We start from the raw sequence: 22,565 nt of genomic DNA, 5'->3' as shown, positions 1-22,565 counted from the left end.
GGTGTGCGTCACCGGTCCGGCCTCAACAGTTTATAAACAAGCAGCTGGGGCTTTGGAAGTGTGCGTCGTCAAGCCACGGTCAACGATTTATAAGTAGGCGGCTGGGGCTTCGGCGGTGTGCGTCACCGATCTGCTCTTGATGATTTATAAATGAGCGACTGAGGATTCGACGGTGTTCGTCGTCAAGCCGCACTCAACGACTTATAAACAACCGAGTGAAAACTCCGAGCCAGATCCGTATCAGGCCGTTTCCATCTCCTTTTCCAGATCGCGGAGCTTCTCGATCCGACGCTCCGTCGACGGGTGCGTCGAAGCGACCTTCCCGACGAAGCCGGCCTTGATCGGGATGATGAAGAACGCGTTCATCTCCGCCTCCTCGCGGAGGTCCTCCTTGGGGACCTTGTCCATCCGGCCGTCGATGGTCATCAGCGCCGAGGCGAGCGCGCCGGGCTTGCCCGTGATAAGCGCCGCGCCGCGGTCCGCGGAGTACTCGCGGTAGCGCGAGAGCGCGCGGATCAGGAGGAACGAGACCACCCACACCACGAGCGACACCAGAATCGCGACGATGACGGGCGCTCCCTGCCGGTTATCGCCGCCCAGCAGCCACCCCCACCGCACGATGAAGAAGGCGATAGTCGAGAGGAACGAGGCGATGGTCATCACCATCACGTCGCGGTTCTTGACGTGGGCGAGCTCGTGGGCGAGCACGCCGTCGAGCTCGTCCTCGTCGAGGCTCTCCAGAAGTCCCGTTGTCACCGCGACGGTGGCGTTCTTCTTGTTCCGGCCGGTGGCGAACGCGTTCGGCACCTGCGTGTTCGCGACCGCGACGGTCGGCTTCGGCAGGTCGGCCTGCTGGCTCAGCCGCTCGACGCGGCGGTGGAGGTCCGGGTACTCGTCGGGGTCGACCTCGCGGGCGCCCATGCTCCGCAGCGCCAGCTTGTCGCTGAAGAAGTACTGGGCGACCGAGAACCCGCCGAGCATGACCAGCGGGAACAGAAAGTCGCCGAAGTACACCGTCAGGGCTCCGACGAACACGACGTAGAGGGCGAACAGGAGGAACATCGTGAACGCCATCCGTCCACGCAACCCCCAGTCTGTCTTCCAATCCATACCCGTAAGTTACCGCTCGGCGCGTTAAAGCCTGCCGGAGCCGGGGGCGGCCCGACCCGCCCCGACCCGTCCGCGGCGGTGCGGTTTCCGCCGCAACGGTGCGCTTTTGCCCCCCGACGCCGACGCCGACGCATGGAGACAGTCCTCGTCACCGGCGGCCGCGGCGCCTCCGGGCGCTGGGTCGTCGACCGCCTCGCCGGCGACTACGAGGTCGTCGTCGTCGATTACGACCACCCCGGGCTCGGCGTCGACCCCGCCCCGAACGTCTCGTTCCGCGCGGCCGACCTCGCGGAGCGCGATCAGGCGCTCGACGTCGTCGCCGCCGTCGACCCCGACGCGGTCGTCCACTGGGCCGCGATCCCAGTCGCCGGCACCCACCCCGAGGGCCGGGTGTTCGAGACGAACGCGCTCGCCGCCAAGAACGTCCTCGACGCCGCCGGCCGAGCCGACGCCCCGATCGTTCAGGCCTCCAGCGACGGCGCCTACGGCTTCTTCTTCGCCGACCCGACGCCGTTCCCGGAGGAGCTACCGATCACGGAGGCCCACCCGCTCCAGCCGGAAGACCCGTACGGGCTCTCGAAGGTGACCGCGGAGGCGGCGGCGGGCGCGGTCGCGCGCCGCCACGACGTGCCGGCCGTCTCGCTCCGCCCGTCGTGGATCCAGTACCCCGGTGCGTACGCCTGCCGCGCCGACGAGTACGTGAGCGGCCTCGACGCGGGCGCCGGCAACTTCTGGTCGTACGTCGACGTCCGCGACGTGGCCGACCTCGTCGCGGCCGCGCTCGCGGACCTCCTCGGTGAGGACCCTATCGTGGCCCCCGGCACCCACGAGGCGGTCAACTGCGTCGCGGCCGACAACGCGCTCGGTCGCCCGCTGCTCGACCTGCTCCGAGAGTCGTACGGCGAGGTTCCCGACGGTTGCGCGGTCGACGGGAGCGCGCTCGACGAGGGCGACGACCGCGGCGCCTACGCGATCGGGCGGGCGGCACGGCTGTTCGGGTGGGCGCCGTCGCGCTCGTGGCGCGACGCGGCCGACGAGGCGGTCCCCGAGCCGACGCTGTTCGATGAGTAGGCCGGACGAGCGCGGAACGACACCGCGCGTCAGATCGACAGGATGGCGTTGACGAGCGTCCGGGTCGCGATGGCGGTAACCGATCCGAGCCACGTCAGGAGGACGAAGTGGATGTAGCCGTTCGCGGGGTTCCCGCCGTCGATCCGGCGGATCATCTGCGAAGAGAGCGCCGCGTTGAACAGCACGACGGTGAGGAGGAGGTACTCGATGAGCGGGATGTCGTAGGCGCTGGGGTAGACGATCTGGGCCATGTCCATCTCTTCGAGCCCGAAGTCGGCGGTCAGGTCGGCCAGGATGGCGACGACCTCTAAGCCGATGAAGAAGGCGAACGTCGCCGCCGCCGTGATCCCGTACAGCAGTCCGATGAACGTCATCGCCGCCTGTCTGCGCTGCTCGCGGAGCTGGTTGACGGCGTTCATGTTCTTCGAGATCAGCTCGCCGAGCATCTTCGGGTCGCCGCCCATCTGTCTGCCGACGAGGTACATCTCGGAGAACTTCTGAATGAGGTACGAGCGCGTGTCTCGCGTGAACGCCCGCCACGCGCCCTCGGTGCTGATCCGCATGTTGAGCCGACGGTAGAGCCGCTCGATCGACTCGGAGAGCTCCCCGAAGTTCTTGTCGCGCAGCGTCGTCAGCACGTCGGTCGTCGTCGACTGCTTCGCGCTCTCGGTCGCGCCCAGCGCGCGCACGAACGAGGGGAACTCGCCGTCCCGGGCGGTGATCGCCTGCTCCTCGTTCCGGAGGACCACTCCGGTAATGAAGAGCGGCGAGATGGGGACCGCAAGGTACAGCGGCAGCCGGACGTCGTCGACGAAGAAGAGGAGGCCGGGCAGCCCGGGACCGTACCCGAACATCCCGGCGGCCGTGATCCCGATGAGCAGGAACGAGCAGGCGCCGCCGCCGATCAGCGAGCCCCACAGCTTCAGGTCGCCGGGCGCCCGCTCGTCCGGGTGGTACCAGATGGGGTCGTACGGCGACGTCGCGCGGATCATCGCGTAGAACCCGAGCTGGACGAAGACGAAGAGGACGATGACGGCCGCGACCGTCGCCGTCGGGTCGTTGCCGGTGAGGATCGGGAGGACGACGGCGAACACCAAGGCGAACGTCATCGAGAGGATCATCGACATGTACAGGTCCTTCATCACCTCCAGGTTCGAGAGCGCGGACTCGTAGCGGGTCTCGTACTGCGCGAGCATCACGTCCTGCTCGGAGACGAGGAACTCCTCTAAGGACTGCCCCGCGCCCATCGTGTAACCGAGGCGGTCGAAGAAGTCGGCCATCGCGTCGGAGGGGACCTCCTGAGCCCGGCGACGACAGGCGTCGTCGAGGCTCTGGTTCCACGTGTCGACGAGGTGGACGACGCGACCGATCTCCTCGGCGGCGACGCCGTACTCCTCCTCTTTCGCCAGCGTCCGGAACACCTCCATTCGGTCGATGTTCGTCGTCGACAGCACCGTCATGTGGGTCATCACGAGGTGTAGCTGGTTGTCGATCTTCGTCTCCAGACTGGAGAGGTAGATCTTCGGGTAGATGACGGCCGAGAACAGGACGAGCCCGCCGAACATCGGGATCGGGACCAGGGCGGGGAAGGGGAGCGGGAGCGCGACCAGGCCGACGACGCTCGCGAGGAAGATCAGCACGGCCGGAATCAACACCAGCCCGACGTACTTCCGCTTGGAGATGTCGAGCTGGTCGTACGACTCCATGACCTCGGAGGTCAGCTCGGCGGCGGTCGCGAGCCCGTTGCCCACCTCCTTGACCGCCATCGTCAGCGCCCCTCCGCCGCGGTGACTCCTCGGTGACTCGCCTCCATCGTCGCTACCTCGTGTTCCGGTGCATGTCGAAGGGGAGCCCCTCGACGCCGTCGCGCTGGAAGGAGTTGATCGCGTCGTTCACCTCGTGGTAGCCTAAGATACCCTCCTGGATCATCCGCTCGATCAGCTCCGCGCGGAACTCGAGGTCGTCGTAGATGTCGCGGGTGTCGGCGTACCCCAGCAGGGTCGCGATCTGCTCTTCGAGCACGTAGGAGTTGTTCATCCCCTGGAAGACGATGTCGTCTTCGACGGGGTCCCAGCTGAACACCTCGCGGGTGACGACCCCCTCCATCTCCTTGGAGTACCCCTCGATCTCCTGGACGCTCGTCACCCGACGGAGCACGTCATCGCCCTGTTTCACCCGGTTCTGGAACAGCGCCACGTCGGCGTTGTCCATGAACGTCTCGGGGACGTTGATCGGCTCGGAGGTGAACCGCTGGATCATCGAGACGATGTCGGACGCGTGGAACGTCAGCATGACCGGGTGACCCGTCTGGGCCGCCTGGAACGCCATGCGCCCCTCGGCGCCCCGCACCTCGCCCACGATGATGTAGTCGGGGCGCGACCGCAGCGCGGCAGCGACCAGGTCGAACATGTCCACGTCGGTGGACCCCTCGTCGCCCCCCTCGCGGGTCAGCAGCTGCTGCCAGGTGTTGTGCGGCGGGATGACCTCGGCGGTGTCCTCCGCGGTGTAGATCTTCGAGTCGTCGGGGATATACGAGAGGATCGCGTTCAGCGTCGTCGTCTTACCGGACGCCGTCTCCCCGACCACGAACACCGTCTGCTCGTTCTCCAGACAGAGCCAGAGGTACGCCGAAAGCTGCGGCGAGAGCGTTCCCCAGTGCGTGATCTGGTTGATCGATAGCGGCACCTCGTCGCCCTGCCGGATCGTGAGCGAGGACCCTTTCAGAGAGACGTCGTCGGAGTAGATGATGTTGATACGGGAGCCGTCGGGGAGCGTGGAGTCGACGATCGGGTCGGAGTCAGAGAGGGGGTCGCCCATCCGCTCGCCCATGTTGCGCAGCCAGTTGTCGAACTCCTGTGGCGTGCCGAAGTCGACGGTCGTCTCTAACATTCCGTAGGTGCCGTGGTCGACGTGACACTCCTTGGGACCGATGACGTGAATGTCCTCGTTGGCCGGGTCACGCATGATCGGTTCGAGGGGGCCGAGTCCGACGATGTCGCGGTTGAGCCGGTAGCGGATATTCTCGTAGGTCTCCTCCGTGACGGAGAGCTTCCCCATGCTGAGAATCTTCGAGAGGTTACCGCGGAGGCCGCCGTTCTGCTCGTCGATGTGGGTCACCTCCTCTAACAACTCCTCGATGAGATCGTCGTACTCCGCCTCGTTGTCCGGGGCGGTGTGCTGCCCGCTGGCCGTGAGGAGTCGGTTTTTCACCTCGTTGAGGATCTCCGCCTGCGGGCCGGACAGCTCCGGCTCGATGGCGTAGTACTTCGTGTCCTGCCCGAGGTCGCCGTAGATGTGGCTGTAGATGGGGCCGCCGACGGGATAGATGACGTTCGGCCGGTCGGACTCGTACTCGTCTTTCGGCTCCTCGATGAACTGCGGGAACTCCCCGGTGATCTGTTTGAACTCGCGGAGGTGCTCCCGGAGGTGCGGCCGCCGCATGGCCGCCTTCCGGAGCTCGTCGGACGGTTTGGCTGTGCCGTGTTCGGTCATCTCTCACCCCGCGTCGCGATGGTCGCGGTCCGGCCGCGCGGACCGACTGTGCGTCTGCTGGTCATGTGTTAGGCGACGCTACGGCTCTCTATCACGATGCCGGTTCCGGAGCGGACCGAGAACCCGATCGTGTCACCGACCTGTTCGCCCATGCCCGCGAACCGCTTCACGTTGATCTGGCGGCGGATGTCGTTGCCGACCTCGATCATCTCCAGTTCGAGGAACACGTCGGCGATGGAGCGGAACGGGCCGATGGCCTCGTCGTCGACGGCCGAGGGGTCGACGGTGAGCACCACCACCTTCCCCTGCGAGATGATCTCGCGGAAGAAGGAGATGATCTCTAGGGCGGCCTGCCGCTCCTCGTTCTTCCGGACGAGCGCCTCGAAGGTGGGGTCGTTCCGGAAGATGGCGTCGAACGTGTCGAGGAAGACGACGTCGGAGTTCCACATCGCCTCCGCGTCCATCAGCCGCTTGAGCAGCTCCTTGCGCTCGCCGTCGCCGTCGGAGAACGCCCCGCCGGAGTCGAAGTCGGCGTGGAGGAAGAGCAGCTCCTCTTGGAGGAGCGGCTTCACCATGTCGTACTCCAGCGAGTGCATCTGGTCGATGAACCCGCGGACGGTCAGCTCGGTCGACATCATCGTCACCGACGCGCCCTCCTGAACGAGCCCGTAGGCGAACCGCTGCGAGATGGCGCTCTTGCCGGCCCCGTAGTCGCCCTCCATGAGGACGATGCTCCCGCGCGGGATGCCGCCGCCCAGCTCCTTGTTGAGCCGGTCGCGCTCGCCGAGGCCCAAGGAGAGCAGGTTGTCGTGCGGCATCTCAGTTCCCCCCCTCCACGCGGAACTGGAACAGCTCCTCGTCGCCGTTCACCGAGAGGAACACCCGGTGGTCGCCGTCGGCGAGTCCGTCGTTCACGCCGTCGATGTCGTTGACGCTGATCGTGAGCCGGAGCACGTCGCCGCGACCCCACGCGTTCCCGCCGTCGGCGGAGACAAGCGTCCCGGAGATCGCGTTCGGCCGGACGTAGGAGCCGTCGAAGACGACGTTGAGGTCCGATCCGTCGGGCGCGAGCCGATAGGTGCCGGTGTTCTTTATCAGCAGCGTCACGTTCCCCTCAGTCGCGTTGTACACCCCCGCGCCGGCGTCCGAGATGACCGTCACGTCGGTCCGGAGCTGTTCGGTGGCGTCGAGCCCGGCGTCGTCGACGGCCGCGCTCACGCGATCGACCCCGGTGGTGACCGTGCCGACGACGCCCGCGGCGATCACCAGGCTCGCGATGAACAGGATGAGGTGGGAGACGGGAACGCTGGCCATCTACGCCCCCACCTCCGTCACGGTAGCGGCGTCGCGGACGCCGGACTCGACGACGAGGACGACCCGGGTGCCGTCCCCGATCTCCGTCGCCGTGTCGGTCTGTTCGACGGTCACCGAGAGCGTCTCGTCACCGAGCCAGAGCGCGGTGTCGCCGTCGCCGTCGACGGTCGTGGACGCGTTCGCTCCCCCCACGTCGACGTACTCGTTGCCGACGACGAGCGTCGCGTCGCCGGCGACCAGCCCGACCGACCCCTCGTTGGTGGCGTTGAGGGTGAGGGTGTCGGTGCTCGTGTCGAACGTCGCGTTCGTCACCGAGAAGTCGGTGTTCTGCCGTTCGAGCGCGCGCTCGTTGACGCCGTGCGTGGCGTCGGAGACGCGGTCGAGCCCGTTGGCCGCCACGGGGTAGAAGGTCGTGAACGCGAAGAACAGCCCCGCGACGATGATTGCCGTGGACGCGGAGACGCTAACGCCCATCTCCCCACCCTCCGTCGGCCGGATCGGCGCGGTCGGAACGGGGATTCGGGTCGTTCATCGGTCGCGTGGAACCGTTCCGATCGCGACGGTCGTCGCGGTGCCCGTCGCGGCGGTCCGCCGCGTCGGCGCCGTGATCGGTACCGTTCGTGCGTCGCTCGCGCTCGTCGGGCGCGTCCCCCCGGCCGGGCTCGTCGTGGCCGTTCCGCTTCGGTTCGGTGCGGCCGTTGCGACCGTTGCGACCGGAATCGGCGCGACCGCCGCGACGGCCGCCGCGGCGACCGCCGACGGGCGAGCCGCCGCCGACGAGCGAGCCGCCGGCGAGGTCGTCCCAGCGGTCCAGAAGCACCGTGTGGCTGCTGGTGCCGTTGAGCTGGGTCACGTAGCGGAGGCTGCGGGTGTGGTGTTCGCGGACGAGCCGGTCGGTTCCCGGCCGGTCGACGAGGTTGCGATCGATCGTGCCGAACCCGGAGAGGAAGTCCCGGAGCCGCGCGGCGGCGTCGGGCCCGATCCACTCGATGCGTTCGTAGTAGTTGATCGCGCGCACCGCGTCGGTGACGTCGCTCTCGGAGACGAGGAACTCCAGCCACTCCATCACGAGGAGGTCGCCCACGTAGTCGCCCGGCAGCTCCGTGAGGTACGGCTTGCCGCGGCCGTTCCCGGCGGAGAGGTCGTCCTCACCGACGTACTCGAAGCCGCCGGAGGCCTCCGCGGGGTCGCCGCCGGGGCGGCGGTCGGGCGCCGGCTCCGGCTCGGCGCCCCCCGACGGTTCGGGGTCCGGCGCCGGCTCCGGCTCGGCGCCCCCCGACGGTTCGGGGTCCGGCGCGCCGCCGGCGGGCTCCGGGTCCGCCGGTTCGTCGAAGTTGTCGAAGCCGTCGTCCTCGGCGCCGCCACCGAGGTCGTCACCACCGAAGTCGTCGCCCCCGAAGTCGCCACCGCCGAGGTCGTCGGCGGGCTCGTCGTCGAACGAGTCCGTTTCGTCGCCGGGGTCGGCAAAGGAGTCGTCCCCGTCCTCGAACGGGTCGTCGTCCGCGCCGTCGTCGCCCTCCTCGGCCCAGTCGGCCTCCCCGGAGTCGTACTCTTCTTTCAGTTCGCTGAAGCTCTTTCCATCGTCGTTCATGTCGTCTCCGTCGTCCACCGTTTCGGTCTCGGACGCGGCGTCGTCCGTGCTGTCGTCGTCCAGTTCCTCGGCGTCGTCGAGGTCGTCGAATCCGCCGTCGTCGAGGTCGTCGAATCCGCCGTCGTCGAGGTCGTCGAATCCGCCGTCGTCGAGGTCGTCGAAGCCGTCGCCCTCGGCGTCGTCGTCGAACTCGTCGAACTCGTCGGCCTCCTCTTCCCCCTCGTCGAGGAGGTCGTCGTCGAAGAACCCGTCCGCGTCCGCGTTCGCGACGTCCTCGTCGAGGTCCTCCTCTTCGGTGCCCTCGTCGTCGTCGAAGATGCCGAACGACCCCTCGCCGCCGCCGGCGACGCTGTCGAAGCCGCCGCCGTCGTCGACGAACGGGTTGATGCCGCGGGTGACCATCTCGTAGATGTCGAGGAGGTTGCGGACGTCCTCCTCGATGTCGTCGACCGCGGCGGAGATCTCCTCGTTCTCCGAGCGGACCGTCGAGACGGTCGAGGAGAGGGAGGCGACCTCGTTTTCCAGCTCGTCGAGCCGGTTCTCGAGCTCGTCGGTGGCGGCACCGCCACCCCCGCCGCCACCGCCGCCGTCGTCGAACTCGTCGTCCCACTCGTCCATCCCGTCGAAGTCGTCGAAGCCGTCGTCGCCGCCTCCACCACCGTCGCCGCCCATGCCGCCGCCCATCCCTCCGCCGCCCATGTCACCGCCGCCCATGTCACCGCCGCCCATGTCACCGCCGAAGGGATCGTCGTCGCCGCCCATACCACCGGAACCGTCGTCGTCGGATCCGTCGTCGTCGAGGAACCTGTCGAGGACGCTCGCACCGACGAGCCCCAGCGTGGCGACTGCCCAAGCGGCGGTTGGAGCTCCCCACACCGGTAGTTCGAGGCCCATTACCGTGTACGACCCGCAGAAGCTACTTCAATTCACCCCTCAAAATATCAACCGTGAGAAAGCACGCCACGAAGCGAAATAACCCGATAGAAGGCTCAGATCGGGGTAATTAGCTGATTTCGAGAATTCGAACGGGGGACCGATCCGCGGTCAGATCGCCCGTTCGAACCCGTCCGCGGCACGGATAACGAGCCGACCGTTCGGTCCGAACCGGACCGTCCGCCCGACCGCGTCACCGACGTCGCTGGCAACGATCGGAACGCCGGCCGCGTCGAGCACCTCGCCGACCCGCTCGACGTTCCGCGGGCCGACCGCGTCGGTGAGGTCGAGCATCTCGGCGCCGCCCGCGACCCGCGCCTTCAGCCGTCGGGGGTCGGCCCCGGCGTCGTCGAGCGCCGCGATCAGCGAGTCGACACCGGTGTCGACGTACTTCGCGGGCCGCGAGGCGGCGGTGGTCCGCCCGTCCGCCGCGGGCAGCATGGCGTGGAGGAGCCCGCGAACTCCCGCCCGCTCGTCGACGAGCGCGACCGCGACGCAGGAGCCGAGCCCGCTGGTCGTCAGGGTCGCGTCGTCGCTCGTGACCGCGAGTTCACCCACTCCGACTTTGATCCGTCCGTTCCCGTCCGCGGCCGGGCCGCCGGTGACCGTCTCCGACTCCGCGTCCGAGACGGCGTCCCTACCGCTCCCCGTTCGGTCCGCCGGGTCGTCCGGCCGATCGTCGGAGAGCGAGCGGGTCACGACTCGGAAAGGCGGTCGAGTGCCCGAGCTAGTTCGCGCTCGTCGGGGAGCGCGTACACGTCGCAGCGCGCTTGGATCCCCTCCGTCCGGATCGCGGTGTCGATCACGAACCCGTAGTCCTGCCGCTCGCTCAGCTTCGCGACGAGCGGGCTGATCGTCGACGCACCGATGTCGTGGACGAACTCCGGCGGCGAGTGGGTGATCGTCGTGCCGAGCACGTTCGCCCACCCGTCGATGAACCCGCTCGTCATCACGTTACCCAGCTCGCAGAGCGCGTTCTCGGCCATGTCGCCCAGCGGCTCGTCGGGGTCCATCGGGAGCATCGCGTCCGCGACGGCCGCCGCCGAGGACTCCTCGAACAGGATCGCGAGGTAGCCGCTCGGCTGCCCCTGAAGCTCGAACACCGTACCCGCGTGCGGTTGGGTACCGACCTCCGCGGGCACGTCCGCGAGCGGGACGAACCGGAGCCGACTCACGTCGACGCTCGTCTCTAACCCGGTCATCATCGCGATGTTGTCGGCGGCGTTGGCCGACCCCTTCTTCGCCAGCGACGAGAACGTCGACAGCGACTCGTAGGGCACCGCCGTGCTAGTCGTGCCGCCGTCGGCCTCGCCGCCGGCCGCCGCCGCGGGCGCCGTCTTCCCGACGATGAGGTCGCGGAACGGGCCCGAGTCGGGCAGCATGTAGATGGAGAAGTCGAGGTCCGTCGTCGTCGCGTCCAGGCGGCTCTCGAAGAGGAACACGCCGTCGCCCGCGAGCGCCCCGTCCGGCAGTACCGCCGCGCCGTCCGCCTCGAAGTACCGCGGCGGCGACATGTCGATCCCCTTCCCGAGGTAGTTCGCCCACCCGTCGAGGAAGCCGCCGAGCGCGATGTTGCCGACCTCCGTCACCGCGCTCCGCTCCATCGACGCCCCGCCGGGGAGCAGCGAGAGCAGGGCGTCGGCGTTGACGGCGTCGAACGCGAGGACCGCCTCGCCGTCCAGACCCCCGCGGAGCCCGACGCTGACGCCGATCGACTCCCGGCCCGCGAACGCCTCCGCGAGGTCCTCGCCGCTGGCGACGCTCGCGCCCGTCACCTCCACCGCGAGGTCGGTCCCGGTGAGATCCGAGAGCGCGCCGGCGGCCTGTTTCGCCCCCTGCTCCGCGAGGCGGTTACAGGCGCCGAGCGCGCGGACGTCGACCCGCATTATACCGCCGAGCCGATCGCGTCGAGTACGTTCGGCTTCTGGAACGGCTTCGTGATGTACCCCTCCGCGCCCGCCTTGATCGCCGCCTTCATTTTCTCCTCCTGCCCGACGCTGGTACACATGATCACCGTCGCGTCCGGGTTGTCTTCGAGGATCTCCGTCGTCGCCTCGATCCCGTCGCGGATCGGCATCACGATGTCCATCATCACGAGGTCCGGCCCGTGCTCCTCGTACATGTTGACCGCCTCCACGCCGTTCTCCGCCTCGCCGACGATCTCGAACTCGCCTTCGAGGATCTCCCGGAGGAGGTTCCGCATGAACTCCGAGTCGTCGGCGATGAGTACCCGCGTAGCCATTGTTGTCTGGATTGGGGCACAGCGATCACTTAATCGCTCCCCCGCGGTTCTCAGCGATGAGAACAGAGCGGGACGCCGGAGGAAACCGAGCCTTACACCCAGTGTCCGAGGATGTGGATCGCGCCGACGACAACCGTACCGACGAGCGTCTCTCGGGTGCCGATCCCGAACGGGAGGAAGGTCGTCGGCTCGTCGGTGGGTGGGGTCTGCGAGGGCGGGTTGTTCTCGGAGCCGTTTCCGGACCCGGCGTCGTCAACCGATTCCGTCCCGTCGGTCGCGTTCGTTTCGGCCGGTTCGGTTCCGTTGTTCGGGCCGTCGCTCGTCGCGGAACTCGTGGAGTTCTCCGCGGAATCGGAGCCGTTGTCGGTCGTCGACTCTTCCCCTCCGGGGTTCGAATCGGAGACTGAACCGTTCCCGTCGGGCTCGCTCGCTTCCGACGTGCCGTTCCCGTCCGAGTCGATGCGCGTCACCGCCGGATCGTCCTCGACTATCACGGTCCCGTTGATCCGGTCCCCGTCGATCGCGAGCGTGTACGGATACGTCCCCGGTTCGAGGTCGGCGTCGACGCCGTCGAAGGTCTCGTTGCGCGGCGCGTCCGGCCCCACCGTCACATAGCGCTCCTCGACGATCTCGCCGTCGGCGACGTCGAGTGACAGCTTTCGGCGATCCTCCACCGCGCCGACGTTTCGGATCGTCGTCGACAGGGAAGACAACGACTCCTCGCGGGTCACCGTGAAGTTCGTCGTCGTGTTCGTCAGGCGCAGGTGGTGCGGGTCCGCGGCGTCGGCGGTGATGATGACCGTCCGGCTGTCGCGCAGCCCGGAGTCGTCGCGGAGCTCGAACAGGACACGGTCCCCGGGCGGTGCGCCGGAGAGACCGAGGTCGGCGCTGAAGTTGCCGTCGTCGTCGATTGAGACCGTCGATTCGGACAGCTGCGGTCTATCGCCCCCGTCGTACGTGAACTCGGCGTTCAGTTCGGTCGCCGGCAGCAGGGTCGTGGTCCCGGTGATCTCGCCGCCGTCGGCGAATAGTTCGCCGTCATCGGTGTGGTGATCGTACTCGATATACCGCTCTTGGATCGAGAACGTCGTCTCGACCGAGACGCCGGCCTCGTCTGTAGCGAAGTACGGGAACTGCTCCGGTGTCGAGTCGTCCTCGACCGAGGCGGCGTCGAACGGCCCATCGGGGTCGTCCGCGAACCGGTACCGCTCGCCCCGTTCGCCGGCCAGTTCAAACGTGACGCGGTACTCCTCGCCGGGGTCGAGCCGCTCGCCGATCGCGTTGTCGTCGCTCGTGTCGATCACGAGGTAGAACCGGCCGGCGCTCGGGTCGGCCGACGCGGCCTCGATCTCCTCGGGCGACTCGAACAGCACCGTGGCGTCTTCGAGCACCGACGGGTCGATCCGGGTCGGCTCGCGGTTTCGACCGGGGTTAGTGTGTTCGATCCGGAGGTCGATTCCCTCTTCCTCTGCGAGGAGGTCCCGCAGAACCTCGCCGCTCGCGTTCCCGCCCGCGGTAACGGGTCCGCCGCCGTCGTTCGCGACGTGCGACAGCGCTCCCCAGATCCCGGCCGCCTCGAAGCCGATCACGAGGCGGTCGCCCTTCGTGACGGCCGACCGTTCGAGGCCGTCGCTCCGGAGCGCGCCGAGGGACTCGATCGACTCGTCCGACTCAGCTGGCATTGTGGTGAACAGGTCGACCTCCTCACCGAGGTACCGCTCCGACTCGACCACGAGGACGTTCGACCGCGCCGCAGAGGCTGCCGGGGAAACGACGCCGTCGCCGGTGACCGTGAAGGTGGCGTTCTCGACGGCTGCGAGCCGGTACCGCTCCGTGGCGAGCGGTCGGGACAGCCCCCCGGCACCGGTCGCGGTAGAGAGGTCCGAGAGGCCGCCGAAGTTGTCGCCGTTCTCGTCGTTGAAACTAAGACCCGGGCAGGAGCTGACCGAACAGCTGGTCGCCTCCCCATCGCCCGACGCGGAGACGTACTCCGCTCCCGTGCCGGCGACGCGGGTGTTGAGCGTCACGTCCATCCGGCTCTCACCACCGGGGTCCAGTCTGATCACGTCGGTGAATCCCACCGACGCGCCGGAGTCGCTCAGGCGGTTCCCACCGACGAGGAGGTACGTTTCTTCCTCGACGAGGACGGTGAACTCGACGGGGGCGCCGGCGGTCGTCTCGTATATCTCCCGGCTGAAGGAGGCGTTCGCCTGCGCCGGCGCACCCCCGAGGGCGTCCGCGTCGATCGCCGCCGAAGTCGCGCCGCGATCGATTCCCGGCGCGTCGCTCGCGGGGGCGCCGTCCGCCGGGACGGCCCCGACCGAGGGAGCGCCGGCAACGAGCAGCGACGCGACGAGCGCGGCACAGAGGAGCCACGCGACACGGCGCGCGAGTCGGCGAGCTCGTCGGCGTCGGTCGGACCGGCCGGGAGCGGTCGCCGTCTCGGTCGACTGCGCGGCGGAGGGCGAGTGGGCGTTCGTCGGGGATCGCGAGAGTGTCCGTGACATCGTATGGTCAGCGCGTGGGCCGCCGGTCGGCGGCCCGCGTCGTTCGTCCTCGGCTCCGCGGGTCGACGACTAAAGCATACTCCCCGGATTATCAACGAGGAGAACCGCAGCGCGCGCCGAACCCCCTTGGAGACAGAAATCGGGGGACGTAGGCGGTGTCGCCGCCGACTCGTCTCCCGAAGAATTAAGCCCGACGCGAGCGCGCTTCCGAACAGGATGCCATCGTGTCCCCGCTGTGAGGCGTCGATAGACGACGAGGCCCGATACTGCGCGCAGTGCGGCGCCCCGCAGACGGAGGACGCGGCCCAGGAGTTAGACGAGTACGTCCAGCGACAGGCGGAACAGGTCGCGGGCAGTGGAGGCGGCGGCAGCGACGGGGGCGGGCCCGACGGGTTCGCGGACATGGCCGACCTCAGCGACCGCGAGCAGCTCTGGCGGCGCGGCTGTTACGTCGTCGGGTACGGAACGGTCGTCGTCGCGCTCACCCTCGTCCCGGCGGTCGGCGCCTTCCCGCTGATCCTCGCCGGGATCGCGATCCTCCCGCCGATCCGGCGGCTCACCGCCGAGCCGCTCGGGAACTCGCTGAAACGTGAAGTGATGGTGGGGCTGTACGCGGTATTCGCGCTGATCGGCGTCGCGCTGCTGTTCCTGTTATAATTCTCCTCGGGTCAGTCGATCCGGAAGCCGCCCGCGTCCTCGGCGGCGCGCACCAAGTCGCCAATGCTATCGCTCGCGGAGAGCCCCTGACTCGCCGCGAACCGTTTTATCATCACCGGCGGAATATCCACCGTCGTCTCGGAGGCCGCGAGCAGCAGGCCGATCGCCTCCGGCGTCGGCGAACTTGGGCCGGCGTTCGACGCGAACCAGGATATCAGCGTGTCGAACGTCGCCGTCACGTCGTTCGACACCATCCGCTGGCGGGTGGTGTCGCCGTTCGCGTGGAGCGTCGCGTCGATGCCGTAGTCGAAGCCGTCGCCGTCGAAGGAGGTCGCCAGCCACCGGCTCACCGCCTGCCGGTCGACCGCGTCCGCGCCGGTCGGCGGCTGGCGTCCTCCCGAATTCGACCCTGCGCGTCCCTGGCCGCCGTCCTGCCCGGCTCCGCGGGCCTGTCCTCGTCCGCCGGCGCCGCCTTGCTGGTCGCCCTGCCGCTGGCCGCGTTCGCCGACGCCGGGACCGGCTGCGCTCGCTCGGGGGTCGTCGCCCGCGGGTCGGCGCTCGTCCGCGTTCGCTGGCTCCGCGGCGGTGAACCCGGAGGCGTCGTCCGGCGGCCGCTCCCGTCCGCCGCCTCGCGATCGACCGACGTTGGGCCGGCCGTTCGTCCCGACGACGTACCGGCCCTCCTCGATCTCGACGACGTTCTCGTCGTCGGTGAAGTCGAGTTCGTCGGGGTCGGCCGGCGGCGCGTCGGGGTCGGCGGCCGGTGCGTCGCGGTCGCTCATGGTAACGCCGTGAACGCGCGAGAAGATAGGTGTTCCGGGCGGATCGGTTCCGCCGAAGCGGTTAGCGGGTGATTCGAGGCTCGTTAGAGCCGGACCGCTTCGCCGTCCTTGTTGAACAGGTCAGGTGCGCGGAGTTCGACGCTCGTCGTCGCACCGGCGGGCGAGACGATGTCGAGCGTGGCACTCTGTCCTTCCCCGAAGGGCCCCGTGTCTGCGAACGCCCCAGCGTCAGGGTTGATCAGGATCGTGTAGTCGTTCTCTTCATCAAGCACCGGTGTCGACTCGAAACTACCATCAGAGCCAACAGCGAACTCGTTGGCACTGAGTCCGTCAATACTGGCTACCTCGTTGACTATCTCAAAACTCGATCCACTACCAGAAGCCGCAACTGTCTCGGTGTCCTGAATGAGAGTGTTACCCGAGCCATCCTCGAGAGTGATCGTGACCTCCTCGCCTTCGGTCAACTGGTCATTGCTGGCTTGTAAGGTGGCGTCACCAGCTGTACCATCGAGGCCGAACACCGTCCCACCGAGGTTTTCGACGCTATCAGTAACTTCCGCAGACTCACCTTCGGTTTCAAATCGAAGGGTTGCGGAGTCACCACTACTGATGTCGTCAATTTCAGTTTCATCAACCGTATCAACCGTGACAGAAGGAGTAATACCGTCCTCAATGGATTCACTAGTACTCAGTTGCGTGTTTCCACTTCCAGTACTGGAAACGAACACGAGATTCTCTTGCCCACCAGGACCAACAGCTTGGATCGTCGTTTCGCTCAGATCGATTTGATCGGCACCGGGTGCGCCCGAGACACTCAGACGAATCTCGCTCAGTTCGCCGTTTGCCTCACTACCAACGATACCGACCTCGCTCGTCACGTCGATCCGTTCGGAGACGAGGTCAGTACTCTCTTCGCCCGTTGCCTCCGCTTGCGTCTGGAGGAACCCGGCCGTGTTGATCAGGACGCCGGCGGCGATCGCCGCCACCAGCACCATCGCGATGAACACGATGAGCGTCCCGATCCCCACCTGACCGCGCTCCTCGGGGTTAGTGATAAATTCGAACATTGTTACAGCCTCACTGAGTCGCTAACGACGGTGCTTGGCACGCGGATCTCGGTGGTTGTCGTCGCACCGCTCGCGGTGGTGAACGTTATCGTCATCGAGTCGCCTTCCTCGAGAACGTAGGCGCTGTCACCGGCGTTGTTATCGACATCTGAACTAGTGTCGTCAAGCCCGAGCGTTACCTGCGCTCGATCACTAGTATCGGTGAAGACGACATTGTTGTCTCCTTTGAACATGTCAATACCAGTTCCATCAGAGTCTGTACTGAGCGTGAACGTTTCCTGTCCACTTTCCCCGATGAGTTCGACCGAGGTTTCACTCAAGTCGATATTGGACGCACCCGGCGACTGAGCGAGCACGAAGTCCAGTTCAACGATCTGACCGTTATCACCTACACTATCGTCGAACGTCCCGGACTGGCTCACGACTTGGAGCCGGTCGCTGACCTGCTGTGTACTCTCTTCGCCCGTTGCTTCCGCTTGCGTCTGGAGGAACCCGGCCGTGTTGATCAGGACGCCGGCGGCGATCGCCGCCACCAGCACCATCGCGATGAACACGATGAGCGTCCCGATCCCCACTTGACCGCGTTGTTCCTCGTCCGTGATTGCTTCGAACATTGGTTGTGTTGCGTTGGCCCCCGGCCTGCCCGGCGGGCGTTATCGATAGCGTTGGGGATTTCCTACTTAAGATCACGTTCCCGGTTATCCGAGTTGATAAACATCTCACGTCGTGCGGTTTTCGGATTTGTTTTAGACATATAATTACAGAATGTATCAACTATTCCGGCGTGGCGATATCAGTTCTGGATCTAGCGCGTAACGAGGCGTGCGTTCCTGACGCGGCCGAGCGTCGGGAGCCCGACGACCGAGGTGGCGGTCAGACAGTCGAGACCAACCGAAGGACCAGCGGTTAGTGGTACCGACGCCTCGGAGGGTGACTTCGAAACGAGGACAGTCGGGGCGAGGGAAACGGTCTCAGCGCTCGCGTTCGGGTTCGCGCGCCAGCGAGTCGGTAGATTCTGGCCGAGACCGCGATTCGGCGCGGTCCCCCTGACGGTCGGCCGCAAGGAGTCGATCGAGGCGGCGCTCGAACTCCGCGTCGGAGAGTTCTCCCTCAACGTAGCGGTGTTTGAGTCGCTGGAGCGGTGTCTGGGGCACCTCGCGATCGGCGCGTTCGTTCGACGCGTCGCGCTCCGCGGCGATCCGGTCAGCGAGGTACCCGCCGAGCGCGCCGCTGCCGACGACGTACGCCGCGCCGAACAGCGTGAGCGCGAGGACCCCGACGGTCGCCGCGGGCGACACCGCGGCGGCGACCCAGACCGCGAAGAAGGTCACCGGCAGCGAGAGCAGCGCGACCAGCGCGCCCGTCGCAGCGCCGATCCGCGGGCCGCGGGGCGCCTCCGACTCGTCGGTCCAACTCGCCACGCCGGCGCCGACCGCGGGCGCGAGCAGGCCGACGACCGGCAGGACGCTCACGAGTACCGTGACCCCGGCGCCGACGCCAGCGCGCGCGGCGAGGTCGGAGAGGCGAGCGACCGTCGAACGACCTTCGCGAGCGTCGGCGGTCGTCATCGTCGGCGCTCCGAGCGTCGCGGCGGGTCGGTTGGTCGGCGCCGCCACGGGGTAGCCGGTGCGTCCGAACTCACGCCCTCGTCTCGACAGCCGTCTGTCATCGAGATCAATATGGGTCGAGAGATCAAAAGTGCGTCGGGGGGACGTACGCTCCTAGGTATCGGGATCGGCAGAGTCGACTCGATGGCGGCTCGGGACGGTCGACCGGCCGTGATCGGCGCTACCGCTCGCGCAGGCGCGACAGCTCCGACTCGGGGATCACGAACTCCTGTGTGCCCGGTTCGTAGACGGCGAGGCTCCCGGCGACGAGCGCCATCGACGCCGCGAGCAGCCCGGTGTTGATCAAGAGCAGCGCCTCGGCGTTCCCGAATCCCGTCCGAAAGGCGGCCGCGGGCGTTCCGACCGCCGCGACGACGACGAGTCCGAAGCCGACCGCGAGGTACGCCATCGCCGTGCGACCGGACGACCGATACGCCGCGACGGCGAACGCGACGAGCGTCGCGCTCGCGCCGGCCAGCACGGTGGTCGTCATCAGGTACAACCCCTCGATGAGCTCCATACACACCCTGCTCGAACGCCGGTGATAAACCCACGGGAGCGCGTATCAGCGCCGATAATACGGTTCGTCGGAAGGCGTCCCCGAAGCGCGTCGGTGAAACGGCGTGATCCCTCCCCGCACGCCGAATCGGGACGCGTTCGCTGATTCGGCTAATCACCGGTACCATTATAAGTCATAAAAATCAATCTCGATAACGTGAATGGTGGGGGACGATCTGATCACCGTACTCGGTAACAAATACAACACAGACATCCTGACGGCGACGGGCGAGGCGAAGTCGGCGCAGGACCTCAGCGACCAGTTGGACGTCCCGATCGCGACGTGTTACCGACGGATCAACGAGCTGGAGGAGGCGGACCTCCTCGAGCTACACGACCGCCCGCTCTCGGACGAGCACCGGCGCGTGAAGGTGTACCGCCGGAAGGTGGACGGGGTCGAGGTCGACTTCCGCGACGGGCTCACCGTCGAGGTCGAGGAGCGGTCGGCGGTGAAGAACCGCCTCGACGACGTCTGGCGCGACCTCTCGTCGCGGGAGTGACGAGGCGGGCGGCCGGCGACCCAACCGTCAGAACGACGGCTGGTCGTCGGACCGGCCCATCATCGAGAACCCGCCCGCGCGCTCGTGGACCGTGATTCCCCCCTGCCCGATCTCCATCGGGAAGATGTCGGTATCGATGTCCTGTTTCCGCATCTTCGCCACCCAGACGTAGCGGTTGACGCCGGAGTCGGTCGGCGTCTGGATGAAGTAGATGTTCCCGTCCGTGAGGAAGTTCTCCAAGCCGACCTCGGTGTCGGGGAAGACGGCGCCCTGCTCGTTGATGAGCAGCGAGGTGAGCCCGTTCGCCTTGAGGATGTCCGAGAACTTCAGCAGGTACGTGCGCTTCTCCTGTTCGGCGTCGAAGAACAGCTGGAACATCGACAGCGAGTCGAGGACGAGGCGGTCGAACTCGCCGTCCTCGACGGTGTCGAGCAGGCGGTCGACCGCGGTCGAGAAGTCGGTCTCTCGGAGCATCTCGCGTTTGTCTAAGATGACGATGTCGCCGTCGTCGACCATCTCGTCGAACCCCTCGAAGCCGACGGACTCGGCCGCGCCGCGGATGTCGGCCTCGTCCTCCTCGAAGGAGACGTACACGCCGCGCTCGTCGTGTTCGGAGACGCCGTGATGGAGGTACTGGATGCCGAAGATGCTCTTGCCGGTGCCCGGGTTCCCGGAGACGAGGACCGTCGACCGCTCGGTGATACCGCCGGTGAGAATGGAGTCGAGCCCCTCGACCCCGGTGGAGACGAGTTCTGACATTCGTCCCTCCATTGGCGGCCGGAGTATATAAAAGACGGTTCGGTACATCGGACGAACGGACGGCGACAGTTTTATCTCTCGACATGCCGCTCGTTCGTGTATGTCCGGTGAAGCGTGTCACGTCGCTCCCGGCGGTGGTCGACGGTGAGCGACCCGTCGATACTCGTCGTGGAGGACGAGCCCGACATCGCGGCGCTGTACGCCGGCTTCTTAGAGGAGCGGTACGACGTCGACGTCGCCGAGACCGCCGCCGAGGCGATCGACCGGGTCGACGCCGCCGTCGACGTGGTGCTCCTCGACCGCCGGCTCCCGGACGGGAGCGGCGACGACGTCTTGGAACACATTCGGGAGCAGGGGTACGACTGTCGGGTGGCGATGGTCACCGCGGTCGAGCCCGACTTCGACATCATCGACATGGGGTTCGACCTGTACCTCACCAAGCCGGTGAGCCGCTCGAATCTGCTCGGGGCCATCGACACGCTCCTGACGCGCAACGAGTACGACGACCTCATCCAGGAAGCCGCCGCGCTCGCCAGCAAGCGCGCGGTGCTCAGCTCGCAGAAGCCGGCCGCGCAGCGCGAGGGGAACGAGGCGTACGCCGAACTCGTCGAGCGGCTGGAGGACTTAGACGCCGACATCGACGAGCTCGGCGAGTCGCTGTCGACCGACGACTACCGAGCGATGTTCCGCGACCTAGGCGAGGCCTGACGCGACGCCGACCGCCTCGCCGCGATTTCTCTCGTCTTCCGCCTCGATAGCGCACGCCCGCGGTCACCGCGAGATATTCTTCGTCGATGACGGTCGACACGCTTTGTTCGAGGAGGTGGTTCAAGTAGCTGTGAACCGAACTTGTATCGTGATCAACGTTACCGAGCGTCGAGATGTGCTCCTCGCCGCGGCTGCCGGCGTGGCGGCGGTCGCTAGCTCGTACCTCTTCGCGGGGTGGACGCCGTCGTTCGTCGTCAGACCGGTCGACCAGGCCGTTGTCAACCTGACGCCGGGACCGGTGGTGACGCTCGCGATCGAGACCCTCGGTGAGGCGGGACACCTGATCCACATCGCGCTGGCGTTCGCGGCGGTGGTGGGGCTGTTCGGAGCAGTCGCGTTCGCCGGACTTCTGCTCGCCACGCGCACGGACCGGCGAGCGGCTGGCATCGCCGTCGCCGGCGGCGGTTCGTGGCTGCTCGCCGCCGGGCTGACTGGACCCTCGGCTGGAGCGGTGGCCGCGGCGCTCTCCGCGGCAGCCGTCGTCGGGGCGGGCTGGTTGCCTCCGTCCGCGGCACCGTCCGGAGGCGACACCGGCACTGTGAGGGACGCGCCGGCCGTCGTCGACGCGGTGCGCCGCCGGACCCTTGCGGTCGTCGCCGGGGCGCTCGGGTTCGTCGCCGCGACCGCGGTGGGCCGTCAGGCGCTCGCGTCGGGGGACGACCCCCTCGCCGACGCCCCGCGGTCGGAGGGCGCGGGCGCGCGGCTCCAGGAACTCGACTCGGCCTCGCTGGCGTTCGAGAGCGACGGTCACCAGAGGATGGTGACGCCGATCGGCGAGTTCTACAACGTCGACATCGCGGAGTTCGACCCGGAGGTCACCGCCGACGAGTGGTCGGTGACGTTCACCGGCGAGACCGGGAGCGAGCGGACAGTCGACCTCGACGAGCTGATCGACCGCCCCGTCGAGAACCGCGCTGTGACGCTGCGGTGCGTGGGCGAGGACCTGAACGGCCGCCGCATCGGGAACGCCGTCTGGACGGGGACGCCGATCCGGCCGCTGCTCGAATCCGTGGACCCGCAGGGCGACTGTAACTGCGCCATGCTGCGCGGCGAGGACGGGTACTACGTCCAGTTCCCGGTCGACGTCCTCGCGGAGGGGTTCCTCGCGTGGGGAATGAACGGGCGGGAGCTTCCGACCAGCCACGGCCACCCGGTCCGGGTGCTGATCCCGGGCCATTGGGGCGAGACGAACCTGAAGTGGCTCACGGAGATCGAACTCCTGAACGTCGAGGACGACGGCTACTGGGAGGAGCGCGGCTGGGAGGGCACCGGCGAGGTGACCACCGTCGCCAAGCTCTGGGACGAGGGGATCACGGAGCTCGACGACGGCCGGATCGAACTGGCCGGCCACGCATACGCCGGGAGTCCCGGCGTCGAGCACGTCGAGGTCTCGACCGACGGGGGCAACTCCTGGACCGACGCCGACCTCTCCGATCCCCTGCCCGACGCGGACGTCTGGCGGCAGTGGCGCCACGTCTTCGAGCCCGGCGGGGAACACGAGGTCGTTGTCCGCGCGGTCGACGGCGAGGGGACGCGCCAGACGCGGGAGGCGTCCGGCCCCGTGCCGAGCGGCGCGTCGGGGTGGGTTCGACGGACGGTCGGCTGAC

At 67.5% G+C, this 22,565-nt stretch carries 21 protein-coding genes and 1 pseudogene; 5 read left to right on the top strand and 17 right to left on the bottom strand.

Features of this window, described 5'->3' with window-relative positions:
• Window positions 1–240: 240 nt before the first annotated feature.
• Window positions 241–1,110 carry a zinc metalloprotease HtpX gene (gene htpX, locus KI388_RS12060; protein ID WP_215086860.1) on the bottom strand — a complete coding sequence of 290 codons (870 nt, stop codon included), beginning with the start codon at window positions 1,108–1,110 and terminating at the stop codon, window positions 241–243.
• Window positions 1,111–1,242: 132 nt separating this feature from the next.
• Here htpX and KI388_RS12055 point away from each other — a divergent pair, with 132 nt between their 5' ends.
• A complete protein-coding gene (locus tag KI388_RS12055; protein WP_215086859.1) occupies window positions 1,243–2,181 on the top strand; it encodes an NAD(P)-dependent oxidoreductase in 939 nt (312 codons plus the stop codon).
• Window positions 2,182–2,210: 29 nt separating this feature from the next.
• Here the strand turns inward: KI388_RS12055 and flaJ are convergent, their stop codons facing one another.
• The 10 genes from flaJ to KI388_RS12005 all read right to left on the bottom strand — a co-directional run bounded on the left by flaJ (window position 2,211) and on the right by KI388_RS12005 (window position 14,260).
• On the bottom strand, window positions 2,211–3,947 hold the full coding sequence (flaJ, locus tag KI388_RS12050; protein WP_215086858.1) for an archaellar assembly protein FlaJ: 1,737 nt from the start codon (window positions 3,945–3,947) through the stop codon (window positions 2,211–2,213).
• 52 nt (window positions 3,948–3,999) lie between these two features.
• Window positions 4,000–5,673, bottom strand: coding sequence for a type II/IV secretion system ATPase subunit (locus KI388_RS12045; protein ID WP_215086857.1), 1,674 nt, complete (start codon window positions 5,671–5,673; stop codon window positions 4,000–4,002).
• A gap of 68 nt (window positions 5,674–5,741) precedes the next feature.
• Window positions 5,742–6,491: an ATPase domain-containing protein gene (locus tag KI388_RS12040; RefSeq protein ID WP_215086856.1), complete on the bottom strand. Its 750-nt coding sequence runs from the start codon at window positions 6,489–6,491 to the stop codon at window positions 5,742–5,744.
• Between the two features lies 1 nt (window position 6,492).
• On the bottom strand, window positions 6,493–6,987 hold the full coding sequence (locus KI388_RS12035) for a flagellar protein G (RefSeq protein ID WP_215086855.1): 495 nt from the start codon (window positions 6,985–6,987) through the stop codon (window positions 6,493–6,495).
• Window positions 6,988–7,461 carry a flagellin gene (locus KI388_RS12030; protein ID WP_215086854.1) on the bottom strand — a complete coding sequence of 158 codons (474 nt, stop codon included), beginning with the start codon at window positions 7,459–7,461 and terminating at the stop codon, window positions 6,988–6,990.
• The gene (locus tag KI388_RS12025) at window positions 7,451–9,472 is read right to left on the bottom strand and encodes a FlaD/FlaE family flagellar protein (protein ID WP_215086853.1); all 2,022 of its coding nucleotides are present in this window, start codon (window positions 9,470–9,472) and stop codon (window positions 7,451–7,453) included. Before KI388_RS12025 ends, KI388_RS12030 begins: the two co-directional genes overlap by 11 nt.
• 150 nt (window positions 9,473–9,622) lie before the next feature.
• On the bottom strand, window positions 9,623–10,210 hold the full coding sequence (locus KI388_RS12020) for a chemotaxis protein CheD (protein WP_215086852.1): 588 nt from the start codon (window positions 10,208–10,210) through the stop codon (window positions 9,623–9,625).
• Entirely contained in the window at window positions 10,207–11,397 is a 1,191-nt protein-coding gene (locus KI388_RS12015) for a chemotaxis protein CheC (RefSeq protein WP_215086851.1), read from the bottom strand. The genes KI388_RS12020 and KI388_RS12015 overlap by 4 nt, the downstream gene beginning before the upstream one ends.
• Window positions 11,397–11,753 carry a chemotaxis protein CheY gene (cheY, locus tag KI388_RS12010; RefSeq protein ID WP_006628944.1) on the bottom strand — a complete coding sequence of 119 codons (357 nt, stop codon included), beginning with the start codon at window positions 11,751–11,753 and terminating at the stop codon, window positions 11,397–11,399. Before cheY ends, KI388_RS12015 begins: the two co-directional genes overlap by 1 nt.
• Before the next feature lie 92 nt (window positions 11,754–11,845).
• Window positions 11,846–14,260, bottom strand: coding sequence for a BGTF surface domain-containing protein (locus KI388_RS12005; protein ID WP_215086850.1), 2,415 nt, complete (start codon window positions 14,258–14,260; stop codon window positions 11,846–11,848).
• A gap of 216 nt (window positions 14,261–14,476) precedes the next feature.
• Between KI388_RS12005 and KI388_RS12000 the strand changes: the two genes are divergently transcribed.
• The gene (locus KI388_RS12000; RefSeq protein WP_215086849.1) at window positions 14,477–14,917 is read left to right on the top strand and encodes a zinc ribbon domain-containing protein; all 441 of its coding nucleotides are present in this window, start codon (window positions 14,477–14,479) and stop codon (window positions 14,915–14,917) included.
• Between the two features lie 11 nt (window positions 14,918–14,928).
• On the opposite strand, the gene KI388_RS11995 is transcribed toward KI388_RS12000, so the two are convergent.
• The 5 genes and pseudogenes from KI388_RS11995 to KI388_RS11975 all read right to left on the bottom strand — a co-directional run bounded on the left by KI388_RS11995 (window position 14,929) and on the right by KI388_RS11975 (window position 18,893).
• Window positions 14,929–15,699: a hypothetical protein gene (locus KI388_RS11995; RefSeq protein WP_215086848.1), complete on the bottom strand. Its 771-nt coding sequence runs from the start codon at window positions 15,697–15,699 to the stop codon at window positions 14,929–14,931.
• Between the two features lie 578 nt (window positions 15,700–16,277).
• A pseudogene (locus KI388_RS15655) lies at window positions 16,278–16,766 on the bottom strand (archaellin/type IV pilin N-terminal domain-containing protein); the annotation flags it as partial.
• A gap of 2 nt (window positions 16,767–16,768) precedes the next feature.
• Window positions 16,769–17,380 carry an archaellin/type IV pilin N-terminal domain-containing protein gene (locus tag KI388_RS11985; protein ID WP_215086847.1) on the bottom strand — a complete coding sequence of 204 codons (612 nt, stop codon included), beginning with the start codon at window positions 17,378–17,380 and terminating at the stop codon, window positions 16,769–16,771.
• A gap of 357 nt (window positions 17,381–17,737) precedes the next feature.
• Window positions 17,738–18,334, bottom strand: a complete 597-nt coding sequence (locus KI388_RS11980) for an SHOCT domain-containing protein (RefSeq protein WP_215086846.1) — start codon at window positions 18,332–18,334, stop codon at window positions 17,738–17,740.
• A 220-nt stretch (window positions 18,335–18,554) separates the two neighbouring features.
• Complete coding sequence (locus KI388_RS11975) at window positions 18,555–18,893, bottom strand: hypothetical protein (RefSeq protein ID WP_215086845.1); 339 nt, start codon at window positions 18,891–18,893, stop codon at window positions 18,555–18,557.
• Window positions 18,894–19,092: 199 nt separating this feature from the next.
• Between KI388_RS11975 and KI388_RS11970 the strand changes: the two genes are divergently transcribed.
• Window positions 19,093–19,431 (top strand): helix-turn-helix domain-containing protein, encoded by a 339-nt coding sequence (locus KI388_RS11970; RefSeq protein ID WP_017343751.1) that lies wholly within the window; start codon window positions 19,093–19,095, stop codon window positions 19,429–19,431.
• 27 nt (window positions 19,432–19,458) lie between these two features.
• Here KI388_RS11970 and KI388_RS11965 read toward each other — a convergent pair whose 3' ends face one another.
• Window positions 19,459–20,190, bottom strand: a complete 732-nt coding sequence (locus tag KI388_RS11965; protein WP_215086844.1) for an ATPase domain-containing protein — start codon at window positions 20,188–20,190, stop codon at window positions 19,459–19,461.
• A gap of 144 nt (window positions 20,191–20,334) precedes the next feature.
• Here KI388_RS11965 and KI388_RS11960 point away from each other — a divergent pair, with 144 nt between their 5' ends.
• Entirely contained in the window at window positions 20,335–20,898 is a 564-nt protein-coding gene (locus KI388_RS11960) for a HalX domain-containing protein (protein WP_215086843.1), read from the top strand.
• A 148-nt stretch (window positions 20,899–21,046) separates the two neighbouring features.
• Window positions 21,047–22,564: a molybdopterin-dependent oxidoreductase gene (locus KI388_RS11955; protein WP_215086842.1), complete on the top strand. Its 1,518-nt coding sequence runs from the start codon at window positions 21,047–21,049 to the stop codon at window positions 22,562–22,564.
• The last annotated feature ends 1 nt before the right edge of the window (window position 22,565 follow it).

Origin of the sequence: Halorubrum sp. 2020YC2 (assembly GCF_018623055.1) — an archaeon.
Lineage (GTDB): Archaea > Halobacteriota > Halobacteria > Halobacteriales > Haloferacaceae > Halorubrum.
Note: the sequence above shows the minus strand (reverse complement) of the source record. Positions and strands in the feature narration are given on the sequence as shown.